The organism is Methylomonas sp. BG-2 (assembly GCF_057766305.1).
The window spans coordinates 1-24,350 of record NZ_JBYMAP010000041.1; the positions used below are offsets into that span (position 1 = coordinate 1).

Consider the following 24,350-nt stretch of genomic DNA (forward strand, 5'->3'; position numbering starts at 1 on the left):
AGCCAGCCAATCGCTCCGATAATCGAGATCGCCAACAAAGCGATCAAGCCGGACAGAGACACGGCAGTAGCACGTATCTCTTCCGCTGACGCAGACGAACTTTTACCTAAGTTGGCGTTGTATTCGCTGTGGCTTCTAAAATTATTTATGGTCTGATTAATCAAGGTTTGATTGGCAAGAATCAGATTCTTGGCTTCCAACTTTTGACCGGCACGAGACAATTCGTGCACCTTGTCCCACAATTTCCCATATTCGGCCAATCCGGCTTTATCGGCATCAAGGCGTTTTTTATCCTCGTCGTCGGCCAATAGCGGTTCGTAATCTTTAATTAAATTGTCGATTTTGTTATCGCTCTCGGCAAAGCCGCGCTCGAGTTCGTCCATTGCCGCCGGCTCGCTTTGCAGCAGGTGCTGCCAGACTTGCGCGCGCATTTTCGCCAGTTCGAAACTGATATCGTTAAGAATCAACACGCTCGGCAAAGTATTCACCGTGTTGAAATTGGCCGCGGTATAGACTCGACCTATCTGCACATAATTAAATCCAGCCAGCCCTCCCAAACCCAAAACCGCCGTTAAAACCAAAAACATCATGCGTTGTTTAATCGTCATTTTTTCAACCCCATGCCCACGGAAACTTTCGTTTGTACTTTCCACGGGATAAATATTCGTAAACCTTGGGCGACCGGACAAACGACATTGTCACGCCGACATCATCGTAACGAGCCCAACCAACATTCATCCCTGCAAATCTAGTATTACGCGGTAAACCCGCGCACCATGTACTGTTCAAAGGCGCCAACCAAAACCGGAATATCCAGTATCAAGGCCACTTCGCCACTCCCGAGGATTGTAGAACCGCCCAATCCTTGAACGTGGCCGAACAGCTTACCCAGTGGTTTAATGACTGTTTGAAACTCCCCCATTAAGCGATCGACGACCAGTCCGGTCTTCGTACCGGCTACCTCAACCACCACCACGTTGGCTCGTCGAGCGGATTCGCCGGGTACGCCGAATAATTTCTTCAAACGAATGAACGGCAAGACTTCACCGCGCAAATCCATGTAGTCGTGCTCGTCATCGTCGTGGCTAAGCTCGACGCACTCGACCACCCGGTCGAGCGGAATCACAAAGGATGCCTTGCCGACGCCAACCAAGAATCCGTCGATAATCGCCAACGTCAACGGCAAACGGATGCGCACGGTGGTACCAACGTTCTGCGCGCTATCGACTTCTATCGACCCGCGTAAATCGGTGACGTTGCGCTTGACCACGTCCATGCCAACTCCGCGTCCGGACAGATTGGATATTTGCTGCGCCGTTGAAAAGCCGGGTTCGAAAATCAACGCGTAAACCTCCTGATCGGTCAGCTTGGCGTCGGGCTGAACTAAACCTTTTTCGATGGCCTTCGCCAAGATCCGCTCCCGATTCAAACCGCCGCCATCGTCCTGCACTTCTATGACAATCACACCCGATTCGTGATAGGCGTTGAGCCGCAGAGTCCCTTGGGCCGGCTTGCCCTTCTCGTAACGGACTTCAGCCGACTCGATACCGTGATCCATTGCGTTGCGGACCAGATGCATCAACGGATCACCGATTTTTTCGACCACCGATTTGTCCACCTCGGTCTCTCCGCCGGAAATCGCCAAGGTAATGTCCTTCCCCAGTTCCTTGCTGACGTCACGAACCACGCGCTGAAAGCGGCTGAAAGTGGTACCTATTGGCACCATGCGCAGTTGCAACGCACTGTCCCTGACTTCTTCGACCAGACGCATCATCTCCCCGGTCGCTTCCAGCAATGCGGTCTGCGCGGTCTGCGAAGCCCGCAGGTTGACACCGGCGCTGGATATCACTAATTCACCGATTAAATCGATCAGCTTGTCCAAACGATCCGCATCGACACGGATACTCTGGTTTTCTCTGGCCTTGTTGTCTTTAATTTGCTTTTGTTTCTCCAGCGCGGCATTCACCAACGGTTGCTGGACAGATTGTTGTTCAACTAAAATTTCACCGATAGGCTGACCGGATTTGGCCGGCTCGGCAGCGGCCTGTTGTTGGTTCAAGCCTTCCTCAAGTTCCCGGCGCGTGAGTACGCCGCTTTTCACCAGAAGTTCGCCCAAATAGGTATCGTCTTCCGGCAACGCGCGAATCAACTCGATGTATTCGCCTATCGCGCTTTCCAGCGGCAGAATGTGAATCAAGCTATCCTCGCGCACGAACTCGAAAACATTCTCCAACGCTTCCTTGCCGGCGTCGCTTTTAATGTCGATTTCAAACCCCAAATAATTGGTCTCGGGATCCATCTGCTCCGCCGGCGGGATCGTTTCGCTGATCGTGGTTAGATTGACCAAGGTTCCCAAGGTGGATAAATAACGAATGAAAGACAGCGGGTCCATGCCGTTCCGCAGGCTATCTGAACCGAAACGCAAGGAAATGTGCCAATTGCCGCTCTCGATAACACCTCCGCCCCCCATAGTCTCCAAATGATCGGGGCCGGCAACCGCCACGTCTTTAGCCGAATCAGGCTGTTCCAAGAAGGGGCGCAATTTGGCTAACAGCTCGTCGCCCGCCGCCGTTAGGTCAGGATCTTCGTCGGTATTGCCGTCGGCAACCGCCCGAATCAGCAGCGCAATTTGATCGCAACACGGCAACAAGATGGCAACCAATTCCGGCGTAACCTCTAAAATACCATCGCGCAAAGCGTCCAACACACTCTCGACCACATGAGTGAAACGGACGATGTGGTCCAAGCCAAACAAACCCGACGAGCCTTTTATCGTGTGCGCGGCTCGAAAGATGGCGTTGATGCGTTCGGTCTGATCTTCACCGTTTTCGATCGTCAGCAGGCAATCCTCCATGTCCTGCAACAACTCCAAACTTTCGATGGTGAACGTCACCAAGGCTTGCTTCATTTCGTCATCGATACTCATCGGTCCCACCTCTTAGTTTTGTGCCAGGACGACTTGATCGCCGAATGCGGTCGTCAGATTAGCCAGTTCCAAAATATCCAAGACCGCCTTGCTGTGCATGACAAACCTCAACTGCTTCCCGGCCATACCCGCCTCGCGCTTGGACAAGATCAATAATTGCAGGCCCGCCGTATCCATTTCCGCAACTTGCGACAGGTTAATTTCCAGATCGTCGCCAGTGCCTAGGAAATTGAGCAAATTCCGCTTTTGATCGGCGGCGGTAAAGATGGTCAATTCATCGTCTATCGTGAGCGTTTTCATTGCGAGTTACCTCCGTTCTAACCGATCAGTCGCGCGGCCGGATGCCGACATTCGGATCAGGGCAATATCAATTTGGAAACAGCCGCCAACATTTGCGCCGGTTGAAACGGTTTTACCACCCAAGCTTTTGCGCCGGCGGCCTGACCTTCCTGCTTCTTGGACTCTTGCGACTCGGTGGTCAGCATGATCACCGGCGTAAACTTGTAAGCCGCTAATTGCTTGAGTTCCTTGACGAAGGTAATGCCGTCCATATTCGGCATGTTGACGTCGGAAATAATCAGATGAATCTTTTGACCGTTCAACTTGCTCAAGCCATCCTTGCCATCCACAGCCTCGATGACGTCATATCCGGCGCCCTTCAGAGCGATTGCGACTACTTGTCGAACGGAAGCGGAGTCATCAACGATTAAAATAGTTTTTGCCATAGGTCGTTACCTTAGAAGAAAGTGATTTCGGAAGCGTGATGTTCATTTACCGGCGAGCCGGCACCGTGGTGCAGGTGCTCGGACTCCATAGTGTAGCTGCTCGTCAGCGCATGCAAGATTTCGTCGGCCACCAGCGGCTTTAACGACAAGGTGCCGCCTGCGTGACTCAGTTGAACCTGACGCGGAAAATCGTTGATGCTATCGCGCACATGGACTAGTACTTGGCCAATTCTGTCCTGAAATTGAAACTGCACAATCGAGCCATCAATTTCCTGCTTAATCGTTTGCGCGGATCGATTCAAATTGACCGCGTTATTCTGCAAATTTTCGAACGCTTGTTGGAGACCGGCTAATACGGTCCTGATGTTTTCGCTGGAGGTCGCGACAACAGCCGCTTCTTTTTCGGTACTTTTTTCGACCGCGTTCAACGTCCCGTGAATCGCGGTACTGACCTGATCGACCTTGGCGCCGATCAGTTTACCTGTCTCGCCGGACTGATTGGACAACTTGCGGACTTCGTCGGCGACCACCGCAAACCCCCGTCCCGCTTCCCCAGCCCGCGCGGCTTCAATTGCCGCGTTTAATGCAATCAAATTGGTCTGCTCCGCAATTCTGGCCACTTCCTTGGCCATGTTCTTCAGTTCACCGACGAAGCCGCTGAGAGACCGGATCCTTTCCAATACCACGACATTCTCTTGCAATGCGGCATCTAGCGCTTGAACGACTTGCTGCAAACGCGCATGGCTAGAGCCGAATATGTCTTGATCACCACTCCGTAACGTTGCCGATGACGCGCTGAGCGCAGCATCCAGATTCCGAATGATGCCACCGAAGCGCATCGTCAACTCAGAAACGGCCTGCTCCATTTGCTGGCGCGAGGATTCGATATGCGCGGACCAGATCGGCGTGACTTCGGTAGCGAAACGTTCGATCCCATTGGCGTACTTCTCAACCTCGGTCAACGGCAATGCCGGTGGAGGAGGGGGCATGTTGCGCTGCTCCCGCAACAGTCGCTGATAGCCGACCCTAACACCAAGCATTACACCGACAATAAGTACCACTGCCACTAAAATTGCAATCAGATAGATAGGCACTTGCCGGACCTCCCCTATTTCGACGGACCCGTTGATACCGCATCTCACCTACGCTTGCGGCGACAACCCTGAAAAAAGTATAGACAGCAATTACCTTCAGAACCATGCCGAAAAGAATAATTTGTCATGGCTATCGCATTGCCAGCAGGAACTTTGTGGAAGAACTGTGATATTTGAAATTTTGAGCTACGAGCCCCCGGATATTTTTTATTGCTGTGAAACAATAACCAAATTCTCTAGAATCCATCCTCCCCAATCCGACAAACCTTCCAATATGAATGATTTGCCAGAAAAAACCTGTTCGATCGATAAATTGATCCGTCACCCAAAATTGATCGCCGCTACGTTGGCCGGCTATAAGTCACAGCAACGCCGAGACGGCCTGTATGCCTATCCCGGCGAGAGATTTGTATTGGAAGAGGTCGAGTTCGAGATTACCGGCGTGGATCGGCAACGCCTCGGCGACATGACCGATGCCGACGCTGAAGCCGAGGGCTATCCGGATTTGGCAAGCTACAAAAATGTGATTTTAAGCATGCACGCCGGCATGCAGTGGAACGAGGACAGCTTGGTGTGGGTTCACCGCTTTAGCCGTCGCCCGGAATGACGATGCCTTTCTCGGCGAGTTCGGTCAACATCCGAGCGCCAAATTCAAAAACGGCAACAAGCTCGAGCTGCTGGAATTCCGTGCCGAGCCGTTCCAAACAAGCACGGCCGGACATCGCGCCGTGCTCTTCCAAGACTTGAAGCGCTCGAATCGTTAACGGCGTGGTTTTCAGAAAATGCACGTCGTCGTCGAGATCGCGGTACACAATCAAGCAAGTCGGCTGATCGTCCGGCGCTTCCGGCAGTACGTCCGGGGAAATGGTTTGTACCGGGAAGCGGTAAAGCAGGGGCCAAGCCAGCGGCGACAGGCGGACGACTCGATTCAGCGGATCGGCGATAAAGTCGGCATCCCCAATCGTTGCTTGCTCTTGGGCGATCGACAGTGCCATCTCCACCCATTCGTAATGCGCCAGCTCCAGTAGAAAAGGATAATCGGCCGGGTTATCCCGTTCGTTTTGCAGATAATCGAGAAACTCTTCGGCGATTTGCGAAAAGTACGGCGTTCGGCACGAATGGCGGACGTAAAAATCCTCGGCCATCTCCCGCCATTGCTCGTCGGTCAGCAGGTTTTTCAAAACCGGGAAGTTGCTCGCCAAGAAGCTATCGATATTGTTGAAAAACAATTCGCGATACATGACCATCCTGACCGGATCGACGTCAGCCGGCGAACGATTTTCAAAGGGCGCGCGAATGTAGCCGGCAAATTCGCGTTGAGTGGTCGAAAAGTCGACCGCCATCAGGCAACCTGCTTGCGGCTATCCGCCAGCCAATGTTGTTGGATTTCGCGGATCGTATCTACCTCCCGTAACAACTCGGCCAACGGCGGCAGATTGAAATCGCGCTCCAGCAAGGTCGGAAATACGCCGAACCACTGATAGGCCTTGTCCAATAAGGCCCAAACCGGATCGACCACCGGGGCACCGTGGGTATCGACCAGGAAATCCTCGGCTTCCACAAAATGCCCGGCGATGTGGGCATAAGCGATCCGTTCGGACGGCATCGCTCGCAAAAAAGCCTCGGGGTCGTATCCGTGGTTCACGCTGTTGACGTAGATATTGTTGATGTCGATCAATACGTCGCAATCGGCCTCGGCGACCACTGCGTTGAAGAAGTCGATCTCGGCCATTTCCTGGCCCGGCGCGGCGTAGTAGGAGATATTTTCGATGGCGATACGCTGCTCAAGAATATCCTGGACCCGGCGAATCCGCGCCGCGACGTGCCGGACCGCGCCTTCGGTAAACGGCATCGGCATCAGGTCGTACAAGTGGCCGCCATCGCTGCAGTAACTCAAATGCTCGCTGTAAAACTTGATGCCGTGTTGACGCAAAAACCCTTTCAAGTCGCGAACGAACTGCTCGTCCAGCGGATCGCTACTACCGATTGACAGCGATAAACCGTGGCATACAAAAGGGTAGCGCTCGGTCAGCGCACGAAATTGCTTGCCGTACTTACCGCCGATCGGCATCCAGTTTTCCGGCGCCACTTCATAAAAACCGACGTTGGCCGGCGGTGCGGCCAGAATTTCACCGATAAAGCCGCGCCGCAATCCCAGGCCGGCGCCATGCACGAGATCGCGAACGCTGCCCATACCTTATTCCTCCGGCTTATGCGTGGATCGCCAAAACAGCGCCAAACCAATCGCCACCAGCACGCCCAGAATATACATTTCGTATTTTTTGACTTGGCCCATGATGGATTCGGCAAACTGACCAAAGGTGTAGCCTAAGTACCCAACCGCAATCGCCCAGATCGCCGCGCCCAAAAAATTTAGCGCAAAGAACTTCAACGGATGGATCCTACTGGCCCCGATCACAAACGGCGTGACGTTACGCACGCCGTATAAAAACCGGAACCCCAATATCACCGGTATCTGATGCTTGTGCAACAACTCGAACACCTTGTCGGTCTTACTATGCCAGAGCGGCCGCTTCTCCAGAAAAGCAATGCCTTTCCACCGCCCCAGATAGAAGAAGGTCTGATCTCCGGCAAACGTGCCGAGAAAAGCCGTCAGCATCACCCATTGCAACTCCAAATAACCACTGTGAGCCAGAAAGCCGGCTATCACCAGAATGGTTTCCCCTTCCAAATACGTACCGATGAATAGCGCGAGATAACCGTAATCGATAACGAGCTGCTGTAAATCCTGAAAATCCATAATTTGGGTCTATACGGTCATAGCGGAAATTAATGTCCGGCCGCTTTGTCGGCGTCCACTTTACCGCCACAACTACCTTCGCCGCCCTTCATCATCGCGCCGCAAGCACCTTCGCCACCCTTACCGCCTTGCATCATCGCGCCGCAGCCGCCTTCGGACGATTTCTTATCCTTGTCATTGTCATTGTCATGATTCATGCTTCCCATCATCATGCCGCACGCGCCGTCCTTGCCTTTCATCATGGCACCGCAGGCATGCTCCATGCCGGGTTTCATTTTGCCACCCTGCATCATCGCGCCGCACATACCTTCGCCGCAGGAACCCTCGGTTTTTTTAGACTCGGCTTTTTTAGCGCCCTTAACGACTTTTTTACCGTTGCTATCCATCGCATTGGAACCGCAGGCGCCTTCGCTGATTCTGCCGTTGGAATGGCTAGGATGAGTTTCGGCCACCTGCATGTAACCGCCGTCCAATTCCGTCAGCGAAAAAGGGTTGGTATTGGCTTGGACGTTGACGGCCAGACTGGACAAAACGGCGGTACCCACCGCGGCGGCCAGCGGAGATTTATTGAATTTTTTCATGCTGTTATCCTCTCATTGAATTTTTATAATAATTTTGGTCGGCAACCCGAAACCGTTGCTACGACCGATGTGCAACCGTATTCGTTCATCCTGATTATTGCATACTCAGGTTAAATTCTTGTCTTTAAATTCGCACAGGTCGGCGATGCAACAAGCCTCGCAACGCGGTTTTCTGGCCACGCAAATGTAACGGCCATGCAGGATCAGCAAATGATGGGCATCTTTCTTGAAAAGCTTGGGCACGGTCTTGTCCAATTGCTTTTCCACCGTTAATACGTTTTTGCCCGCCGCCAAGCCGGTCCGATTGGCAACCCGGAAGATGTGGGTATCCACCGCGATCGTCGCTTCGCCAAAAGCCGTGTTCAAAATCACGTTCGCGGTTTTGCGGCCGACGCCGGCCAAGGCTTCCAGCGCCGCCCGGTCGCGAGGCACCTCGCCGCCGTGCTGTTCGATCAAAGCCTGACAAAGTTTTATGACATTTGCCGCCTTACTGTTAAATAAGCCTATGGTCTTGATGTGCTCCTTCAATCCCTCTTCGCCCAGCGCCAGGATCGCTTGCGGCGTGTTCGCCACCGGAAACAACTTCGCGGTAGCCTTGTTGACGCCTTTGTCGGTCGCCTGAGCCGACAGCACGACCGCCACCAGTAGTTCGAACGGCGTCGTGTAATGGAGTTCGGTAGTCGGCTCGGGGATGGCTTCGGCCAGGCGCTGAAAAATCGCCAGACGTTTGGAAGTATTCATGACAATTGAAGATCGATTTAAATATGAACCATTCGGCAACCTAGAGAGTCACTGCTAGGCATCCAGTTCGGATGCATTGGAACTACTTTCGGGGGATTTATGAATAAAAAAATCACGTTAGCCATCAGCACCCTATTGTTCGCCGCGACCGGCGCCTTCGCCGAAGAGCATGCCGCGACGGCTTTGGAACACGCCAACCAAGCAGTGGTCCACGGCAAGGCCGGCCACGCGCCCGTCCTGGTCGAGCATGCCGAAGCCGCGCTGCCGCACGCGAAAAAAGGCGAGGAAGTCGCCAAGGGCGAGGCCAAAACCCACTTAAGCGCCGGCGTCAAGTCGCTGGAAAGTGCCATCGAACACGGCAAACTGGGCCACACCGATCTGGCAACCAAGGCCGCCGAGGAAGCGGTCGAGCACATCAAGGCCGGCAACAAATAAACGACTACCAAGCAAATCAAAGGCGGCCATGTCCGCCGTTTAGCATCTCGCCAAACACCCCGGCCCAACGCGGCCGGGGCTTCGCCACTAAACCGATACGGCGCCGGCAATATGCGCGTGCGCCCGGTAACCAACCAACTCGAAGTCCTCGAACGTGTAATCGAAAATCGAGGGCGGCCGGCGTTTAAACTGAAGCCGGGGCGGCGGCAGCGGTTCACGGCCAAGTTGCAATGCCACCTGTTCGAAATGATTGCGATAAATATGCACGTCACCGAACGACATGATTAATTCACCGAGCTGCAAATCGCACTGCTGAGCCAGCATCCCGGTCAACAACGCCACGCTGGCCTGATTGTACGGCACGCCCAAAAAGCAATCTGCGCTGCGTTGCGTCATCATGCACGACAAGCGGCCGTTAGCGACATAAAACTGGTAGAGCACATGGCAGGGCGGCAAGGCCATGCGGCCGGCAGCGGCATTCTCGCGCGGACCGACCGACTCATCCGGCAAGCACGCCACATTCCAGCCGCTGACGATGTGTCGGCGCGAATCCGGTTTTTGCCGCAAACCATCGACCAACACCTGAATTTGATCGAATTCGCGACCATCCGGTCCAGGCCAACGCCGCCATTGCGCGCCGTAAACCGGCCCGAGTTCGCCCTCGGCGGTCGCCCATTCGTCCCAAATCGTCACGCCGTGCTCGCGCAAGTAGCGGATATTGGTATCCCCGCGCAAAAACCACAGCAGTTCGTAGGCAATCGATTTGAAATGCAGTTTCTTGGTGGTCAACAACGGGAAACCATCGTTGAGATCGTAGCGGATCTGCCGCCCGAACACCGAGCGGGTACCGGTGCCGGTGCGATCGCTTTTATCGAGGCCGTTATCCATGATATCGGCAAGCAGTTCCAGATAGGCTTTCATAGTCGGTTAACGCAAAATTGCCGGGCAGTATACCTGACTGCCGGCCATCCGCTAGCGGCAACCTTCAAGCGTTTAGGCTTTTGACCGCCACCGCCGTCCTTGCCAGCCGCTCGCCCAGCACCCAGCACAAGCGCTTTTCGTGCTCGGTCAAACCGTTGTCGCTATCGCCGCAACGACTCGGCCCGTAGGGCGTGCCGCCGCTGACGGTCTCACGCAACGCGATTTCGTTACACGGCATGCTCATCACCAACATGCCGTGGTGCATCAACGGCAACATCATCGACAACAAGGTGCTTTCCTGACCGCCGTGCATACTGCCGGTCGAGGTAAACACCCCGGCCGGCTTGCCGGACAATGCCCCGGTAAACCAAAGCGCGGTCGTGCCGTCCCAAAAATATTTGAGTGCCGCCGCCATATTGCCGAAATGGGTCGGACTACCCAGTGCCAGACCGTCGCAGGTCTCCAAATCTTGTTGGGTCGCATAAGGCGCGCCGCTGTCGGGGATACTGTCGGCGATTTTTTCGCATACCGCCGAGACTTCCGGCACCGTGCGCAACACGGCTTCCGCGCCGGCCACCGACTCGATGCCGCGGGCAATCTGCCGAGCCATTGCCGCGGTACCGCCGTCGCGGCTGTAATACAACACCAGGATATTCGCCATCACGCCGCCGCTACAAAATCGCCAATACCGCTTCCGGCGGCCGGCCGACCGCCGCCTTGCCGTCTTTCAAAACGATAGGCCGCTCGATCAATTTCGGAATGCGCACCATCGCCTCGATCAAGGCTTCGTCGCTCAACGAAGGGTCGCCCAGACCGTTGTCTTTATATTCCGGCTCCTTGGTCCGCATCAAATCGCGCGGCTTGATACCCAGCTTGCCGAGAATATCGCGTAACTCGGCGGCCGTCGGCGGCGTCTTCAAATATTCGACGACATCCGGGGCAATCCCTTTGGATTCCAACAATTTCAAGGTGTCGCGGGACTTGCCGCAACGCGGGTTATGGTAAATCTTGACGCTCATGCTTGGCACCTTTCCGAGATCGGGTTGCGGCTATAATAGCACCCTTCGTTTTCCCGTTAAGCCCCGGATCACCATGCAATTACCCAATTATTCCGCCGCCCGCGTCCTGGTGGCGGGCGACCTGATGCTGGACCGTTACTGGCATGGCGCCACCTCGCGCATTTCACCGGAAGCCCCGGTACCGGTGGTCCACGTCAATCTCGACGAACAGCGGGCCGGTGGCGCCGGCAACGTGGCCTTAAACGTCGCCGCGCTGGGTGCCAAGGTGTCGTTACTGGGTTTTACCGGCGAGGACGAAGCCGCCGGCGGGTTAAAGCAATTGCTGCAAGCCGCCAACGTGCTATGCCTGTTTCAAGCCGTACCCGGTTACCCGACCATCACCAAACTGCGGGTGATGAGCCGCCATCAACAATTGATCAGACTCGACTTCGAAGACGGCTTTCACGCCGTCGATAGCGACCCCTTGCTGCATCTTTACCACGCCGAATTGATGCAATCGCAGGTCGCGGTACTGTCCGACTACGGCAAGGGCACGCTAAACCGGGTTCAGCCATTCATTGCGTTGGCCAGACAGCTCAAGAAACCGGTCTTGGTCGATCCGAAAGGCAGCGATTTCTCGATCTATCGCAATGCGACGTTGCTGACCCCCAACCTTGGCGAATTCGAAGCCGTGGTCGGCCGTTGCGCCGACGAAACCCAAATCGTCGAGCGCGGCCTCAATCTGATCGCGGACCTGGGCCTGGATGCGCTATTGGTTACCCGCGGCGAACACGGCATGAGCTTGTTAAGCGCCAACGAAGCGCCGCTGCACCTGCCGACCCACGCCCGCGAGGTGTTCGACGTGACCGGCGCCGGCGATACCGTCATCTCGGTATTGGCCGCGAGCCTGGCCGCCAAAAAACCGTTGGCCGAGGCCACGCAACTGGCCAATATCGGCGCCGGCATCGTGGTCGGTAAACTGGGCACCGCCACCGTTAATACTTCGGAATTGGCCGACGCACTGCACGGCCCGCGCGCCCACCAAAAAGGCTTGCTCAGTCTGACGGCGCTGCTGCAAGAGAGGTCGGCGGCGCGGCAAAACGGCGAAAAAATCGTCGCCACCAACGGCTGCTTCGACATCCTCCATCCCGGCCACGTCCGTTATTTGCAACAAGCCAAAACCCTGGGCGACCGCTTGGTGGTGTTGGTCAACAGCGACGCCTCGGTGCAACGTTTGAAAGGCCCGGAGCGCCCCGTCAACAAACTAGATCACCGGATGGAAATGCTGGCGGCGCTGGAATGCGTGGATTGGGTGGTGGAATTCGAGCAAGACACCCCGAAAGAAGTGATCGATCAACTACTGCCCGACATACTGGTCAAAGGCGGCGACTACACCGACATCACCAGCATCGCCGGCCACGAAAGCGTGCTGGCTAACGGCGGCGCGGTGAAGATTTTGTCGTTTATCGAAGGGCATTCGACGACGGGGATTATTCAGACGATTAGGGACAAAACACAGGGCTAATGCGAAGTGCAAAGGATGTATGCGAATCAATTCGGTGCGAGTTCGCATACCAGAAATTAAACAACCAACTCACCAAAACATCAGCCGACCTTAGATGAGCAACTTAACCGACCGCCTCCACCAATACTACCTCCTGGCCCGTTTCGATAAACCCATCGGTATTTTTATCTTGCTGTGGCCGACGCTGTGGGCCTTGTGGATAGCCGGCGACGGCAAGCCGGATGGATTGGTGTTGATCGTGTTTACGCTGGGCGTGGTGTTGATGCGTGCCGCCGGCTGCGTGATCAACGATTATGCCGACAAGGATTTCGATCCGCATGTCGACCGGACCAAGCTGCGGCCGATTGCGGCTGGCAAGGTAACCCCGAAGGAAGCATTGCTCGTGTTTGCGGTGCTGTGTCTAACGGCGTTTGGATTGGTGTTGCTGATGAATTGGTACACCATCGGTCTGTCGTTCATCGGCGCGTTTCTGGCGGCCAGCTATCCGTTCATGAAGCGCTTCACCCATCTGCCGCAGGCTTATCTGGGCGCGGCGTTCGGCTTTGCGGTGCCGATGGCGTTCGCGGCGCAAACCAACGACATTCCCACCGTCGGTTGGGTTTTGTATCTGGCGGTGCTGCTGTGGGCCTTGGTGTACGACACGATGTACGCGATGGTCGACATAGACGACGATTTGAAAATCGGCGTCAAATCCACCGCCATTCTGTTCGGCAAGCGGGTGAGGGAGATTACAGGCGGCTTGCAAATCGTCATCTTGACTCTACTAACTTGGATAGGCAGCGACCAAAACCTGGCTTGGCCCTACTTTGCCGGCCTAACGATAGCCGCCGGCCTGGCGGTTTACCAACAAACACTGATTTTTTATTTTCACAAGCCGGACTGCTTCAAGGCGTTTTTGAATAATAATTGGTTTGGACTGGCGGTATTTGCCGGATTGGTTTTGGCCTATCTGGTGTAAGCCTGGCGAAGTGACGGCTGTCTCGCTTCGGCTCCGCCCGGCCGATGGTTAATTTTCGAAACTCAACGTTCCGGTACTCCAGACTTCCAATGAACCCGATCTCGCCCGACATTCTGCTTTCGTACTGGTCCACGCCGCAAATCGAAGTCAACGTCGTGATCCTGATGAACATCGTCGGCGCGTTGTTGCTGGGCATGGTGGTCGGTTACGAACGCTCGTTTCACGGCCGCGCGGCCGGGATGCGGACCTACGGATTGGTGTGCATGGCATCGGCGGCCTTGACCATCATCGTCGGCTATCCGCATCACTGGTTCGGCGGCTTGCAACCGTTGACGCCGGCCGCCGACCCCACCAGGGTGATACAAGGCATCGTTACCGGCATCGGCTTTCTGGGTGCCGGCGTGATCATGAAGGAAGGCTTGAACATCAGCGGCCTGACCACTGCGGCGTCGATTTGGGCCTCGTCGGCAATCGGCATCTTGTGCGGCTCCGGCTTTTACTTTGCCGCCATCCTGCTGACCCTGATCGCATCGGTGACGATGATTTGGGGCGGGCTTATCGAAAATATTCTGCCGTCGCGGCACTCCGCGGCGGTGCAACTGACCTTCCGTCCCGGCCAGACGCCGAACGAACAGGATGTTCGGGATCTGGCGGCCGGCCTGGGCTACCGAATCGCCGACGGCGCAACCGCCATCGTCTCCGACGGCGAACATAGCGAATGGCATTTGGTGTTCATCGCGACCACCGGTCAGGCGGTATCGATCCCGGCACTGTCGGCGGGTCTGCAAGCCAGCTCGCTGGTGGCGGGCCATAAAGTGGCGTTTGCCCGCAACTGAGCCGCGCCCGCGACGGGTCCTAATAAACTAAACTTGCCGGCATCCTTTTCCCCAACTCGCCGTGGAGCCGCCGATGAATTACCTAAAGTTACTGGCCGTTGCTCTGAACGAAGCCAGAGCCGGATTCGAGGAAGGCGGCGTGCCGGTTGGCGCCGCGTTGTTTGCCGCCGACGGCCGTCTGCTCGGCAGCGGCCGCAATCGGCGGGTGCAGGATGGCGATCCGTCGCTGCACGGCGAAACCGACGCCTTTCGCAAGGCCGGCCGCCAGACCGATTACCGCGACAAAATCCTGGTCACCACGTTGGCGCCGTGCTGGTACTGCTCCGGCCTGATCCGCCAATTCAACATCGGCACCGTCGTGATCGGCGAATCGGAAAACTTCGCCGGCCACCCGGACTGGCTGCGCGAAGCCGGCGTCAAAACCATCGAACTCAACGACCCCGAATGCATCGCGCTGATGCGCCGCTTTATCGAGCAATCGCCGGCCATCTGGTACGAGGACATCGGCTTGCCGCCCGACCGCTCAATGTCCTGAACCCGGCGCGACATGGTCTACGCTGAACCCCTGCAACTCAACCAAGACCCTGCGGTCCGGGGCGGCCAGCAGGAAGTCGGCAATGGCCTCCTGTATATCCTGATCGATAAACAAGGCCTTGGTGCCGTCGATCAGCAATTCGCTGTCGTCCGGTATGCTGCTCAAGTGCTGCCGCAACAGCGCTTTATTTAAAAACGAGACGTCCTTGTGCATCCGCAGCAAATAGTTCTGGCCGTGTTGGGTCAGCGTAATCGCTTCGTGGAAATTGGCGCGCAACACGAAGAAAATACCGGCGGCCATGCCAATCGCGATGCCTTGCAGCAAATCGGTCAGCAATATCGCCGCAACGGTAATGACGAAGGGTAAAAACTGATTCCAGCCCTTGCGGTAGAACTCGATGAATAAATGCGGCTTGGCCAGTTTGAAACCGGTTTGCAGCAGGATCGCCGCCAAGCAGGCCAACGGAATTTTGTTCAAGTACTCGGCGAAAAACAGCACGCTGACCAACAGCAGCACACCATGCAAAAAGCAAGATATGCGGGTTTGGCCGCCGGCGTTGATATTGGCGGAGCTGCGCACGATGACCGCGGTCAGCGGCAAGCCGCCGACCAATCCGCTCAGCAAGTTACCCAAGCCTTGCGCCTTCAACTCCCGGTTGGTCGGCGCCACCCGCTTATGCGGATCCAGCTTGTCGACCGCTTCCAGGCTCAGCAAGGTTTCCAGGCTGGCGATTATCGCCAACGTGACCGCCACGCTGTACACCTTGGGATTTGCGGCGTAACTCCAATCCGGAAAACGCAATTGGCCGACGAAATTGGCCAAACTACCGAGATCTGGCAACGCGACCAAGTGTCGCTCGCTGATCGCCCAATCGGGCGCGTTGTCAACCGCCCACAGGTTGAACAACACACCCCAGACCACGGCCAGCAGCGGTCCCGGCACCAAGCGCAGCCAGTTTATCCGCTTGATGGTCGGCGCATCCCAAATCACCAGGATGATCAGAGCCACCCCGCTGACCAGCGTGGCGCCCAACGAGATGCCTTCCAAGGCTTCCAACAGCTCGAAGAAACTGGATTCGGCGGTTTCCTGCATGTAACTCTCATCGCCGTCGAAGCTGGCGTCGTAACCGGTGGCATGCGGGGTTTGCTTGATAATCAGGATCAGGCCGATCGCCGCCAACATGCCTTTAATCACCGCGGCCGGGAAAAACGCCCCGATCAGGCCGGCTTGCAGAAAACCCAACAGCATCTGCAAGCCGCCCGCCAATACCAAGCTGAACAAGAAGCCGTTAAAGCTGCCCAGCGCTTCGATCGCGTTGAACACAATCACGGTCAAACCGGCGGCCGGACCGGAGACGCTCAGCTGCGATCCGCTGGCCCAGGCGACGACGACCCCGCCGATCACGCCGGCGATCACGCCGGAAAACAGCGGCGCCCCGGAGGCCAACGCGATCCCCAGACACAGCGGCAGGGCCACCAGAAATACCACGATACTGGCCGGTACATCCTGGCCGAGATTTTTCAGGTAATAATCCATTTGCGATTTCATGCGCGTCTCTCTGGTTAAAGGCGGTGGTGGCTCAATCGGCGTAACGGTAAATCGGATTGATTTGGGTGTTGTGGTCGAGCTTGATCAATTCGCTGATCAAACCGTCGTGCAAACCGTAGACCCAGCCGTGCAGCGACGGCTTATGGCCGTGTTTCCAGGCGGACTGGATAATCGAGGTATGCGCCAGCCGGTAAACCTGCTCGACGATGTTCAGTTCGATCAAGCGGTCCAGCTTTTTATCCGGCGCGGTAAAGTCCAGCTCCTCCTGGTGCAGCCGGTAAACATCCTTGATGTGCATCAGCCATTTGTTGGCGATGACCAGACCGGCGCTTTGCGGTTGTAACGCCGCCTTGACGCCGCCGCAACCGTAATGGCCGCAGACGATGATGTGCTTGACCTTCAGCACGTCCACCGCGTATTGCAGCACGCTCAGGCAGTTGAAATCGGTGGTGATGACCTGATTGGCGATATTGCGGTGGACGAAGATTTCGCCGGGTTGGGCGTTGACGATGGTATCGGCCGGCACCCGGCTGTCGGCGCAACCGATCCACAAAAACTCGGGTTTCTGCTCCTTGGCCAGATTCTTGAAAAACTCCGGATTTTTCGAGGAAACCTCCTGCGACCAAGCCTTGTTTTCCAACAGTAACTTCGCGGGTGTATGCATAAAACTCATCCTTATCGATTTTGGGTGTTGGGTAGATATTCGACCGGCAGTTTTGTTCAGTCGATCAGCCGGCGCGGACGAAAACTCCCGGCAATTAATATCGAATCAAAACTATATGCCAAGCTCACCGTTTAATCAACCGGCGGGCGCTGCTTTTCTCGACGCCCGCCGCATCGCCTAAATCGACCGGTCGATCGCCGACGCCGGAACGCGCATCACGGGCTCCAACCTCAGCGTCGGTGGATTCACGCGCGCCAACCAAGCGTTCAACGCGGCTTCCTGGCGGGACAGCAACCACTGCGGCGCCAAACCGAGCGCCAGCACCAGCAGAGCCGGCAGCACCAGCGCGGCAAACTCCCTGGCGCGTAAATCCCGCAATCCGGCCAACTCCGGCGCTTTTAGCGGCCCGAAAAAGCCCTTGCGGATGAAATCCAGGGTATACGCGGCGCCGAGCACGGCACCCAACAAGGCCACCAGCGCCAGTACCGGGTAGGCTTGCAGAATCCCGAACAGCATCAACAATTCGGCCGGAAAGCCGTTGCCGCCCGGCACGCCGATGGAGGACAACGCGAACACAAAGAACAACGCGGTCAGGCGCGGCAAGGGTTTGGCCAGACCGCCCAATTGCAAGGCCTCGTTGCTGCCCAGCCGTTGTTGCAACATGCCGGCGATCAGCATCAAACTGGCGGCGACACTGGCGAAATTCAACAATTGCATCAGCGCGCCTTGCAAACCCAGCAGATTAAAGCTGGCGATACCGAGAATCACCATGCCGACGTGGCTGACCCCGGCATACGCCAGCAGGCGGCGCAAATTGGTCTGCCGTAGCGCGACCAGCGCGCCATAGATCAGCGTCACCGCGCCGACTATCGCCAGCGGCCAGCGGTATTCGGACGCGGCCGCCGGCGCCAACGGAATCGCGAAACGCACGATGCCGTAAACCCCGAGTTTCAAACCCAACAGCAACGCGGCGATTTGCGGCGGCGCCTCCATCGCCACGGTCGGCAACCAGGTATGAAACGGCAACAGCGGCGCCTTGACCGCGAAACCCAGCAACAGCAAGCCGAACACCGCTGTCTGCGCCGAGGCCGGTAGCGGCGACCGCAGCAATTCCGGCAAGCCGAACACCAGTGACGCGCCGAGCTGGCCTGCGGTCGCCAGCATGATGAACGCAAACAGCAGCGGCACGCCGCCGAAGAGCATATACAAGGTGTATTTCATCGCCGCGTAACGCCGATGCGGACCTACGCCCCACAAACCGATCAAAAAAAACAGCGGTGGCAGGGTCAGTTCCCAAAACAGAAAAAACAACACGGTATCCAGCGCGGTAAACACGCCTATCGTCACGCTTTCCAAGGCCAACAGCAGCGCCAGATAAAACCGGTTCAGCCGCTGCACCGCATTCCAGCCGGTCAGCAGGGCCGCCAAGGTCACCAGCGCGGTCATCGGCAGAAAACCGATCGAAATGCCGTCCACGCCCAGTAAAAACCGGCTGTTCAAACCGGGTATCCAGGGATGGTCCTCGACCAATTGAAAGTCGCCGTCCTCGGGCCGAAATGCCGCGAACGCCCACAGGCAAAACAGCAATTCCAAGCCGGCCACCGCCAAGGCCCAGCGTCGGGCCGATGTCCGCCCAATCGGTGCCGCCAGCGGCAACGTCCCCAACAGCGGCCAGAACAGACAAAGCGATAACAGCGGAAATCCGTTACTCATGGCGCGGAGTATTTTTGTGGTGGCTATGGTGCGCGGGGTAGTGTTCGCCGATTTCGCTGGCTTCCTGATCGATGAACTTCAACCACGGCGTCGTGTAAAAACCGGTGCCGATCAGCAAGCCGCAAATCACCAGCGCGATGATGCGTTCCTTGATGACCGGATGATGAATACTGCCGTAGGGCTGCACCCAGCGGCGCGGGTGGGCGATAAACAGGCGCTGAAAGGCCCACAGCAAAAATGCGGCGGCCAGTACGTTGCCCAGCAATATCGCGATCGCGATCAGCCAGCCGTGCTCTTCTATCGTGCCTTCGATCAGTAAATGCGCGGCGTCGAAGCCTGGCGTGCCGGGCATCACCATCGTGCTCAGCGCCGAGATCATGAACAGCAGCGCCAGCGTGGTGTTGGTCTCGAATAATCCGCCCAGGCGAGGTAGAAACGAAGTCCGGGTCCGTTCGTAAATTAGACCGATACTGAACAGCATGCCGGCGGTCGCCAGACCGTAGGCCACCGACAACAGAATGCTGCCTTCCAATGCGAAATCGTTGAACGAAAACACGCCGATAGCCAGCATGCCGGTATGGCTGATCACCGCGAAGGCCACCAACCGGCGCATGTTGATCTGCATCAGCGCCAGCAACGCGCCGTAAAAAATCCCGATCAAGCCCAAGGTCAGCACGAAATGCGCCCATTGTTCGGCGGCGCCGGGCACCAGCGGCAAGATGAAGCGGATCAAAGCGTAGATGCCCAGCTTCATGCCGTGCAGAAAGATCGCCGCGCTGGCGGCGGTGCCGTGCTCGGCCAGCGGCGGTAACCAAGCGTGAAACGGAAACAGCGGCATCCGCACCGCGAAGCCGAACAACAGCAGGATGAAGATCAAGGTCTCGTTGGGAATCGCCAGATCGTGATGCTTGAGCGCCAACCAATCGAAACTTAGCGCCATGCCGTTTTGAGCCAAACCGCCGCTGAGCAGCACGAAACCGATCAGACTCATCGCCAGTCCGGACAGCCAGTATTGCAACACGGCCTTGACGACCCGGTTGCGCTGGCGGCCGGTACCGGCGAACACCGTCAACAGCACCACCGGCACCAGTTCCAGCAAGCACCAAAACCAAAACTGCAAGGTATTCAGCGCGCTGAACGCGCCGATCAGAATGCCTTGATAAGCCAGCAGGCAGGCGACGAACAAACGGTCGTCCCGATGACGGGTAATCAAGGTGTAGATCAGCGCCAACAAGCCCAGGATGGCCGCCAGCGGAATGAACAGCACGTTGGTACCGTCCACGCCGGTGCGGTAATGCAAACCCAGCCATTCGACGCTCTCGGCCAAGTGAATGCCGGGCGCTTCGGCGTCGAACACCCACAGCATGTAAACGCTTAAGGCCACATTCAGCAACGCGCCGGCGAATGCCAGGCGCAGTGCGTACGGCGGCCGTGCCGCCATCACCGCCAACGCGGTCAGCAGCGGCAACAGGGTCAGAATGCTCAACACCGGCAACGCGGCGGCGGCTTGCCAATAAACAATATCGGTTGTCATCGGTATCCCAACGCCACCATCAAGGTAATCAGAACAAACAGCGCCAAATAGCGCGGACTCAACAGCAAGTGCTCGAAGCGGTTGGCCGCGCGTCCCAAGCGCCGGCCGAACCGAATGCTGTCCCCGCCGATGCCGCGCAAGATGAAGCGATATTCGAACCAGCCCAGCAGCGCCGCGCTCCATTGCGCCAGTTTGCCGGCCAGGCCGCTACCGTACGCGAAACTATCGCGGTCGCTGTCCAGATTGGCGCCGAGCTTGCGCTCTTCCCATTGCGCCAGCGACGAAATCACCCGTATTGCCGGCGCCGGCGCGCCCAGCGCCGGATCGATGACGTGGTCGTCCAGATACCTTAAGTCCTCGGACAAGCGGCGTACCGGCTTGACGAACAGCCGCTCCAGCGCCGGTTCCAGCCAGCCGCGCTGCAACGACACCAAAAACGCCCAGCGCCGCCGCGCCAGCCAGGCCGGCACCGGTGCGGTCGGCCGGCAGGCGGTGGCTTGCAGAATCGACGGCGCCGACAGCAGCAAATAGCAGCGCACCACCGCGTGGGCCAGCAAGTGCCAGGACGCCAGCGTCCACCAGCCCAGCCCGCATTCGACGAACATCAAGCCCAATTGCACCGCCGCCGCGAAAATTTGCGAACTCTTGATGTCGGTTTGGCTCAATCCGACCCAATAGCCGTACAGCGCGGTCAACGCGCCGACCTCGATCAACAGGGCCATCGCCTGCGGCGCTTGCTCGAACAAGGGCTGCAATTGAATCAGCAAAAACACCCCGGCGTGGGTCATCACCCCGCCGTAAAAAATCGCGCTGGACGGCGTCGGCCCTTCCATGGCCCGCCCCAACCAGAACGTAAATGGAAATTGCGCCGACTTGACGCTGGCCGCCAATGCGAAACAGGTCGCCAGCAGCAACGCGTCGCCCTTTTCCAAATCCGCCGCGCCGTCGTTGATCGCCCGCCAGTCGCAGCTTTCCAGCCAAGCCAGACTCAGGCCGATTGCCAGCACAAAGCCGGCGTCGCCGATCCTATTGGTGACGAATACCCGCAGCGCGTTGCCGGTCGCGATTGGCCTGTCGTAGGCATAGCCGATCAACAAATAGGAACACAAGCCGGCCAGTTCCCAGCCGACGAAGGTCAGCAAGGCATTGCCGGCCAGCACCAGCAACAACATTGCCGCCGCGAACAAACTCAGCAGGAAAAAAAAGCGGTGAAAGCCGGCCTCGCGATGCATGTAATTGACCGAGAAACGCAGCGCCACCCACAGCAATATGCCGAACAACCCGGCCACCGCCAAACGGAACCGGTCGCCGGCTAAATCCAGGCCGACGCTGATCTTGCCCAGCCGCAGCCAGTCGCCGTAACCGGGCACGGCCAGTCCGGCCGGCCAAGCGTTCCAGGCCAGAGCCAACATCAACAGCGTTGCCGCGCCTATCCCCAGCAAAGCCAAGCGGGCCGTGACCTTTTCGCCGCCGTCGCCGCTCAGCGCGCCGCCGAACTGTAGCGCGCCGATCGCCAGCGCGGACAATAGCGGCAACAGCGGCACCAAGGCCAACCAATGCGCGCTCATCGGTCCGCTCCGGGTTGCCGGATCAGCATCGGCGGCACCGGTTCGCTGGCGTCGCGGTAGCAATCCGGCGAGTTTTCCCGGATCGGCAATTCGGCCGGCAAGGGCTGCCACGGCACGAAACCGGCGCCGCGCTCGAACACGAAAATCTCGCCGCTATCCGGGTCCTGGGCGCTCAGATGCACCCAGCCGCCGCCGATCAATTCCCGCAGGCCGCCCTGCCGCTGGTAAATCTCGGTCAGCACGCCGATCTTGGCCTCGACCACGATTTGCAGCCGCATCGCCTCGTGTATTTCGATCATCTGTTTGGGCAAGCCGGTGCGCAAATCGCTGCCGGCGCCTTCCATCACCGCGAAGAAACCGGTCGGATTGTGCGGTACCTTGGAGCCGCAGCCCAAGCGCTCGTTATTGACCGTGGAAAAGTAATATTCCAAATTGATGCCGGCACCGACCGGGCCGACCGCCAACAAGATGCCTTCCAGAATTTGGCCGCTCGGGTCCTGGGTCGGATCGTAGGAAATCAGGAACAAACGCCTGTCGAAAAACGCGCCCTGGGTGGCCGCGCGCCGGCCGACGAAAGCGGCCGCGTTGGTGGCGTGGCCCAATTCCGGCCGGGCTTGCGAAAAATCGGCGGCGCGATTCAAAAAATGCCGCAGCGCTTGGGCCGGCTTGGGCCGGCGCGGCGCCGAGGCCAGCCGTCGGCAGCGTTCGTGGGCCGACATGCGTTGGGCATGACCCAATTGCTCGTTCAAATTGCGCCAGTCCGAGCGACGCTCGGCCGGCAAATCGTCCAGGTCGTACCAAACGATGTCCTCGTCGCAGGTATTGTGCTCGGCGCCGACGAAGTAAGTGTCGGGCGGGATGACGATGCCGCGCTCCGCCAACAAAGTCCGCACTTCGGCGCGGTTGGCCATCGCCGCGAACAAGCGGGCGTTCGGCCCGCCGTGGCGGCCGCTGCAAGCACCGCAGTCGTAGGCGGCCAGGTGCGGATTGTTGCGGCTCATCGAACCGTGGCCCATCAACACCACCCATTCGGCAAAACCGTAGGTCAGGCCGGTGTTGCGCAAAAAACCGGCGACGCGCTCGGCCTGTTCGATGTCGGTAAACCCCAGTCTGGGCTGTTCCGGGGTGGCCGGTGTCGGTTCGGTCGCGGAAAAATTCAGCCGGGTCTTCAGGTCCGGCGCGACGGTTTTCGCCGCGGCGGCCAACAGATTTTGCTGAATTCTGGGAAACAGGGTCTTGCCGACCAGACCCGCCAGCGTCAACGGCGCTATCGCGTTGATCGCCGGATAAGCCAGCCAGGGATCGCGGCGCAGCCGGTGGTGAACAAAATCCGCGAGGCGGCGCACCAGCCGGCCGCCGGCTTTATGCCGGCTCGCCGCGAGCGGCGCGGTGGCCGGGGCCGCGTGTTCCTCGACGTCGTGGGCGGGCACCACCACCACCGGACACAACGGCGTCTTGGCCGCGTCGTCCAGGCCCCGGTAATTCATCGGCACACCGAAGAATCCGGCCGCGCCCAAGGTCTCGATGTCCGGATTCAATTCTTCCAGATGGCGGCGGATGCCTTCTTCTCTGTCGTCCATGCAGAACACGATTTGCGCGGCGGGGCGCTGCTCGCGGCGCGCCCAGCGCCCGCGCCGCCGATTGGCGTGCAGCGCTTGCAACACCTGATCGCGGTAGTGGCGTTCGTAGGCAGCCAGCCAAACCCGGCGCCGGGCGTCGGCGTCGAACGCGTCGTTGACGCTGAGCCAATGCAACAACTGAGCCTTGCTCAATTGCGCGATCTCGGCGGCATTCAACCCCAAGGCCCGGCAAATTCGCCACAAGCGCCAGCCGTGATCGTAAACCGCCAAACCGGCGCCGGCGCCCGCCAGCGGGCTGCGTTGCCAAGTCCAGATCCGCTCCGCCAGCCGCTGCCAGGCCGATTTATCGCGGCCGCCGTCGGCGATCTGGGCTTGGCAGGCCTGTGCCAGATATTCCGGCAAGTCGCCGCCGAACAAGGCGTCGCGCACGAAAAACTCGTAAGCGTGCTTGCCGAAGTAACTCATTAATTTGTCGTGGCGCGCGTCGCAATGCCACAAGGCCCGGCATTGCGCTTGCAGAAAGGCACGGTCCAGAATCAGGCGCAAGGCCAGATAGTCGGCCAGTTCCGGCCGGGCAGGGCCGCTCCGGTAGCCGGGATGGGTCTGCCGCCAGTTGATCAGGCCGGACCAACCCGGCAGCTCAAACGCCAAGCGTTGCAGATAGCCGGGCCAGCACTGTTCCGGTATGGCCAAGGCTTGCAGTTGCT

The 24,350-nt window shown here is 57.9% G+C and carries 25 protein-coding genes; 6 read left to right on the top strand and 19 right to left on the bottom strand.

Translation table 11 applies throughout. The features are described from left to right. The 5 genes from AC3B8H_RS05870 to AC3B8H_RS05890 all read right to left on the bottom strand — a co-directional run. The coding region (locus AC3B8H_RS05870; protein WP_488440683.1) for an MCP four helix bundle domain-containing protein at positions 1-608 on the bottom strand (608 nt) is incomplete at its 3' end. A 146-nt stretch (positions 609-754) separates the two neighbouring features. Continuing rightward, positions 755-2,926 (bottom strand): chemotaxis protein CheA, encoded by a 2,172-nt coding sequence (locus AC3B8H_RS05875; protein WP_488440684.1) that lies wholly within the window; start codon positions 2,924-2,926, stop codon positions 755-757. A 12-nt stretch (positions 2,927-2,938) separates the two neighbouring features. After that, positions 2,939-3,226 carry an STAS domain-containing protein gene (locus tag AC3B8H_RS05880; protein WP_488440685.1) on the bottom strand — a complete coding sequence of 96 codons (288 nt, stop codon included), beginning with the start codon at positions 3,224-3,226 and terminating at the stop codon, positions 2,939-2,941. A 56-nt stretch (positions 3,227-3,282) separates the two neighbouring features. Beyond that, a complete protein-coding gene (locus tag AC3B8H_RS05885; protein ID WP_064023983.1) occupies positions 3,283-3,651 on the bottom strand; it encodes a response regulator in 369 nt (122 codons plus the stop codon). Positions 3,652-3,662: 11 nt separating this feature from the next. Next, positions 3,663-4,793: a methyl-accepting chemotaxis protein gene (locus AC3B8H_RS05890; protein WP_488440686.1), complete on the bottom strand. Its 1,131-nt coding sequence runs from the start codon at positions 4,791-4,793 to the stop codon at positions 3,663-3,665. Positions 4,794-5,019: 226 nt separating this feature from the next. Between AC3B8H_RS05890 and AC3B8H_RS05895 the strand changes: the two genes are divergently transcribed. Then, entirely contained in the window at positions 5,020-5,352 is a 333-nt protein-coding gene (locus tag AC3B8H_RS05895; RefSeq protein WP_488440687.1) for an ASCH domain-containing protein, read from the top strand. Here the strand turns inward: AC3B8H_RS05895 and AC3B8H_RS05900 are convergent. From AC3B8H_RS05900 to nth, 5 genes are all read right to left on the bottom strand, one after another. Next, positions 5,333-6,088, bottom strand: coding sequence for an HvfC family RiPP maturation protein (locus AC3B8H_RS05900; protein ID WP_488440688.1), 756 nt, complete (start codon positions 6,086-6,088; stop codon positions 5,333-5,335). The genes AC3B8H_RS05895 and AC3B8H_RS05900 overlap by 20 nt on opposite strands. After that, positions 6,088-6,939 carry an HvfB family MNIO-type RiPP peptide maturase gene (locus tag AC3B8H_RS05905; protein ID WP_488440689.1) on the bottom strand — a complete coding sequence of 284 codons (852 nt, stop codon included), beginning with the start codon at positions 6,937-6,939 and terminating at the stop codon, positions 6,088-6,090. The genes AC3B8H_RS05900 and AC3B8H_RS05905 overlap by 1 nt, the downstream gene beginning before the upstream one ends. Before the next feature lie 3 nt (positions 6,940-6,942). Further along, positions 6,943-7,506, bottom strand: coding sequence for a DedA family protein (locus AC3B8H_RS05910; protein ID WP_488440690.1), 564 nt, complete (start codon positions 7,504-7,506; stop codon positions 6,943-6,945). Positions 7,507-7,535: 29 nt separating this feature from the next. Further along, on the bottom strand, positions 7,536-8,087 hold the full coding sequence (locus AC3B8H_RS05915; RefSeq protein WP_488440691.1) for a hypothetical protein: 552 nt from the start codon (positions 8,085-8,087) through the stop codon (positions 7,536-7,538). A 105-nt stretch (positions 8,088-8,192) separates the two neighbouring features. Continuing rightward, entirely contained in the window at positions 8,193-8,828 is a 636-nt protein-coding gene (gene nth / locus AC3B8H_RS05920) for an endonuclease III (RefSeq protein ID WP_488440692.1), read from the bottom strand. Between the two features lie 99 nt (positions 8,829-8,927). On the opposite strand from nth, the gene smbP reads away from it, so the two are divergent. Continuing rightward, the gene (gene smbP, locus AC3B8H_RS05925; RefSeq protein ID WP_488440693.1) at positions 8,928-9,263 is read left to right on the top strand and encodes a small metal-binding protein SmbP; all 336 of its coding nucleotides are present in this window, start codon (positions 8,928-8,930) and stop codon (positions 9,261-9,263) included. Between the two features lie 87 nt (positions 9,264-9,350). Here the strand turns inward: smbP and AC3B8H_RS05930 are convergent, their stop codons facing one another. From AC3B8H_RS05930 to arsC, 3 genes are all read right to left on the bottom strand, one after another. Further along, positions 9,351-10,184, bottom strand: coding sequence for a thymidylate synthase (locus AC3B8H_RS05930; RefSeq protein ID WP_488440694.1), 834 nt, complete (start codon positions 10,182-10,184; stop codon positions 9,351-9,353). A 64-nt stretch (positions 10,185-10,248) separates the two neighbouring features. Further along, positions 10,249-10,845 (bottom strand): NAD(P)H:quinone oxidoreductase, encoded by a 597-nt coding sequence (wrbA, locus tag AC3B8H_RS05935; RefSeq protein ID WP_488440695.1) that lies wholly within the window; start codon positions 10,843-10,845, stop codon positions 10,249-10,251. A gap of 10 nt (positions 10,846-10,855) precedes the next feature. Next, positions 10,856-11,203: an arsenate reductase (glutaredoxin) gene (gene arsC / locus AC3B8H_RS05940; RefSeq protein ID WP_488440696.1), complete on the bottom strand. Its 348-nt coding sequence runs from the start codon at positions 11,201-11,203 to the stop codon at positions 10,856-10,858. 73 nt (positions 11,204-11,276) lie between these two features. On the opposite strand from arsC, the gene hldE reads away from it, so the two are divergent. From hldE to AC3B8H_RS05960, 4 genes are all read left to right on the top strand, one after another. Beyond that, positions 11,277-12,707 carry a bifunctional D-glycero-beta-D-manno-heptose-7-phosphate kinase/D-glycero-beta-D-manno-heptose 1-phosphate adenylyltransferase HldE gene (gene hldE, locus AC3B8H_RS05945; RefSeq protein WP_488440697.1) on the top strand — a complete coding sequence of 477 codons (1,431 nt, stop codon included), beginning with the start codon at positions 11,277-11,279 and terminating at the stop codon, positions 12,705-12,707. Between the two features lie 94 nt (positions 12,708-12,801). Continuing rightward, entirely contained in the window at positions 12,802-13,665 is an 864-nt protein-coding gene (gene ubiA, locus AC3B8H_RS05950) for a 4-hydroxybenzoate octaprenyltransferase (protein WP_488440698.1), read from the top strand. Between the two features lie 89 nt (positions 13,666-13,754). Then, on the top strand, positions 13,755-14,501 hold the full coding sequence (locus tag AC3B8H_RS05955; protein WP_488440699.1) for an MgtC/SapB family protein: 747 nt from the start codon (positions 13,755-13,757) through the stop codon (positions 14,499-14,501). 73 nt (positions 14,502-14,574) lie between these two features. After that, positions 14,575-15,036, top strand: a complete 462-nt coding sequence (locus AC3B8H_RS05960) for a nucleoside deaminase (RefSeq protein WP_488440700.1) — start codon at positions 14,575-14,577, stop codon at positions 15,034-15,036. Here the strand turns inward: AC3B8H_RS05960 and AC3B8H_RS05965 are convergent. The 6 genes from AC3B8H_RS05965 to AC3B8H_RS05990 form a co-directional block, all read right to left on the bottom strand. Next, positions 15,025-16,584 carry a SulP family inorganic anion transporter gene (locus AC3B8H_RS05965; RefSeq protein WP_488440701.1) on the bottom strand — a complete coding sequence of 520 codons (1,560 nt, stop codon included), beginning with the start codon at positions 16,582-16,584 and terminating at the stop codon, positions 15,025-15,027. The two genes, AC3B8H_RS05960 and AC3B8H_RS05965, sit on opposite strands and share 12 nt — an antisense overlap. Positions 16,585-16,615: 31 nt before the next feature. Beyond that, a complete protein-coding gene (gene can, locus AC3B8H_RS05970) occupies positions 16,616-17,248 on the bottom strand; it encodes a carbonate dehydratase (protein ID WP_064024003.1) in 633 nt (210 codons plus the stop codon). 177 nt (positions 17,249-17,425) lie between these two features. Further along, complete coding sequence (locus AC3B8H_RS05975; RefSeq protein ID WP_488440702.1) at positions 17,426-18,961, bottom strand: complex I subunit 4 family protein; 1,536 nt, start codon at positions 18,959-18,961, stop codon at positions 17,426-17,428. After that, positions 18,954-20,495, bottom strand: coding sequence for a complex I subunit 4 family protein (locus tag AC3B8H_RS05980; RefSeq protein WP_488440703.1), 1,542 nt, complete (start codon positions 20,493-20,495; stop codon positions 18,954-18,956). Before AC3B8H_RS05980 ends, AC3B8H_RS05975 begins: the two co-directional genes overlap by 8 nt. After that, complete coding sequence (locus AC3B8H_RS05985; protein ID WP_488440704.1) at positions 20,492-22,063, bottom strand: proton-conducting transporter transmembrane domain-containing protein; 1,572 nt, start codon at positions 22,061-22,063, stop codon at positions 20,492-20,494. Before AC3B8H_RS05985 ends, AC3B8H_RS05980 begins: the two co-directional genes overlap by 4 nt. Further along, a partial coding sequence (locus AC3B8H_RS05990; protein WP_488440705.1) for a DUF2309 domain-containing protein occupies positions 22,060-24,350 on the bottom strand: 2,291 nt, incomplete at its 5' end. The genes AC3B8H_RS05985 and AC3B8H_RS05990, both read right to left, overlap by 4 nt.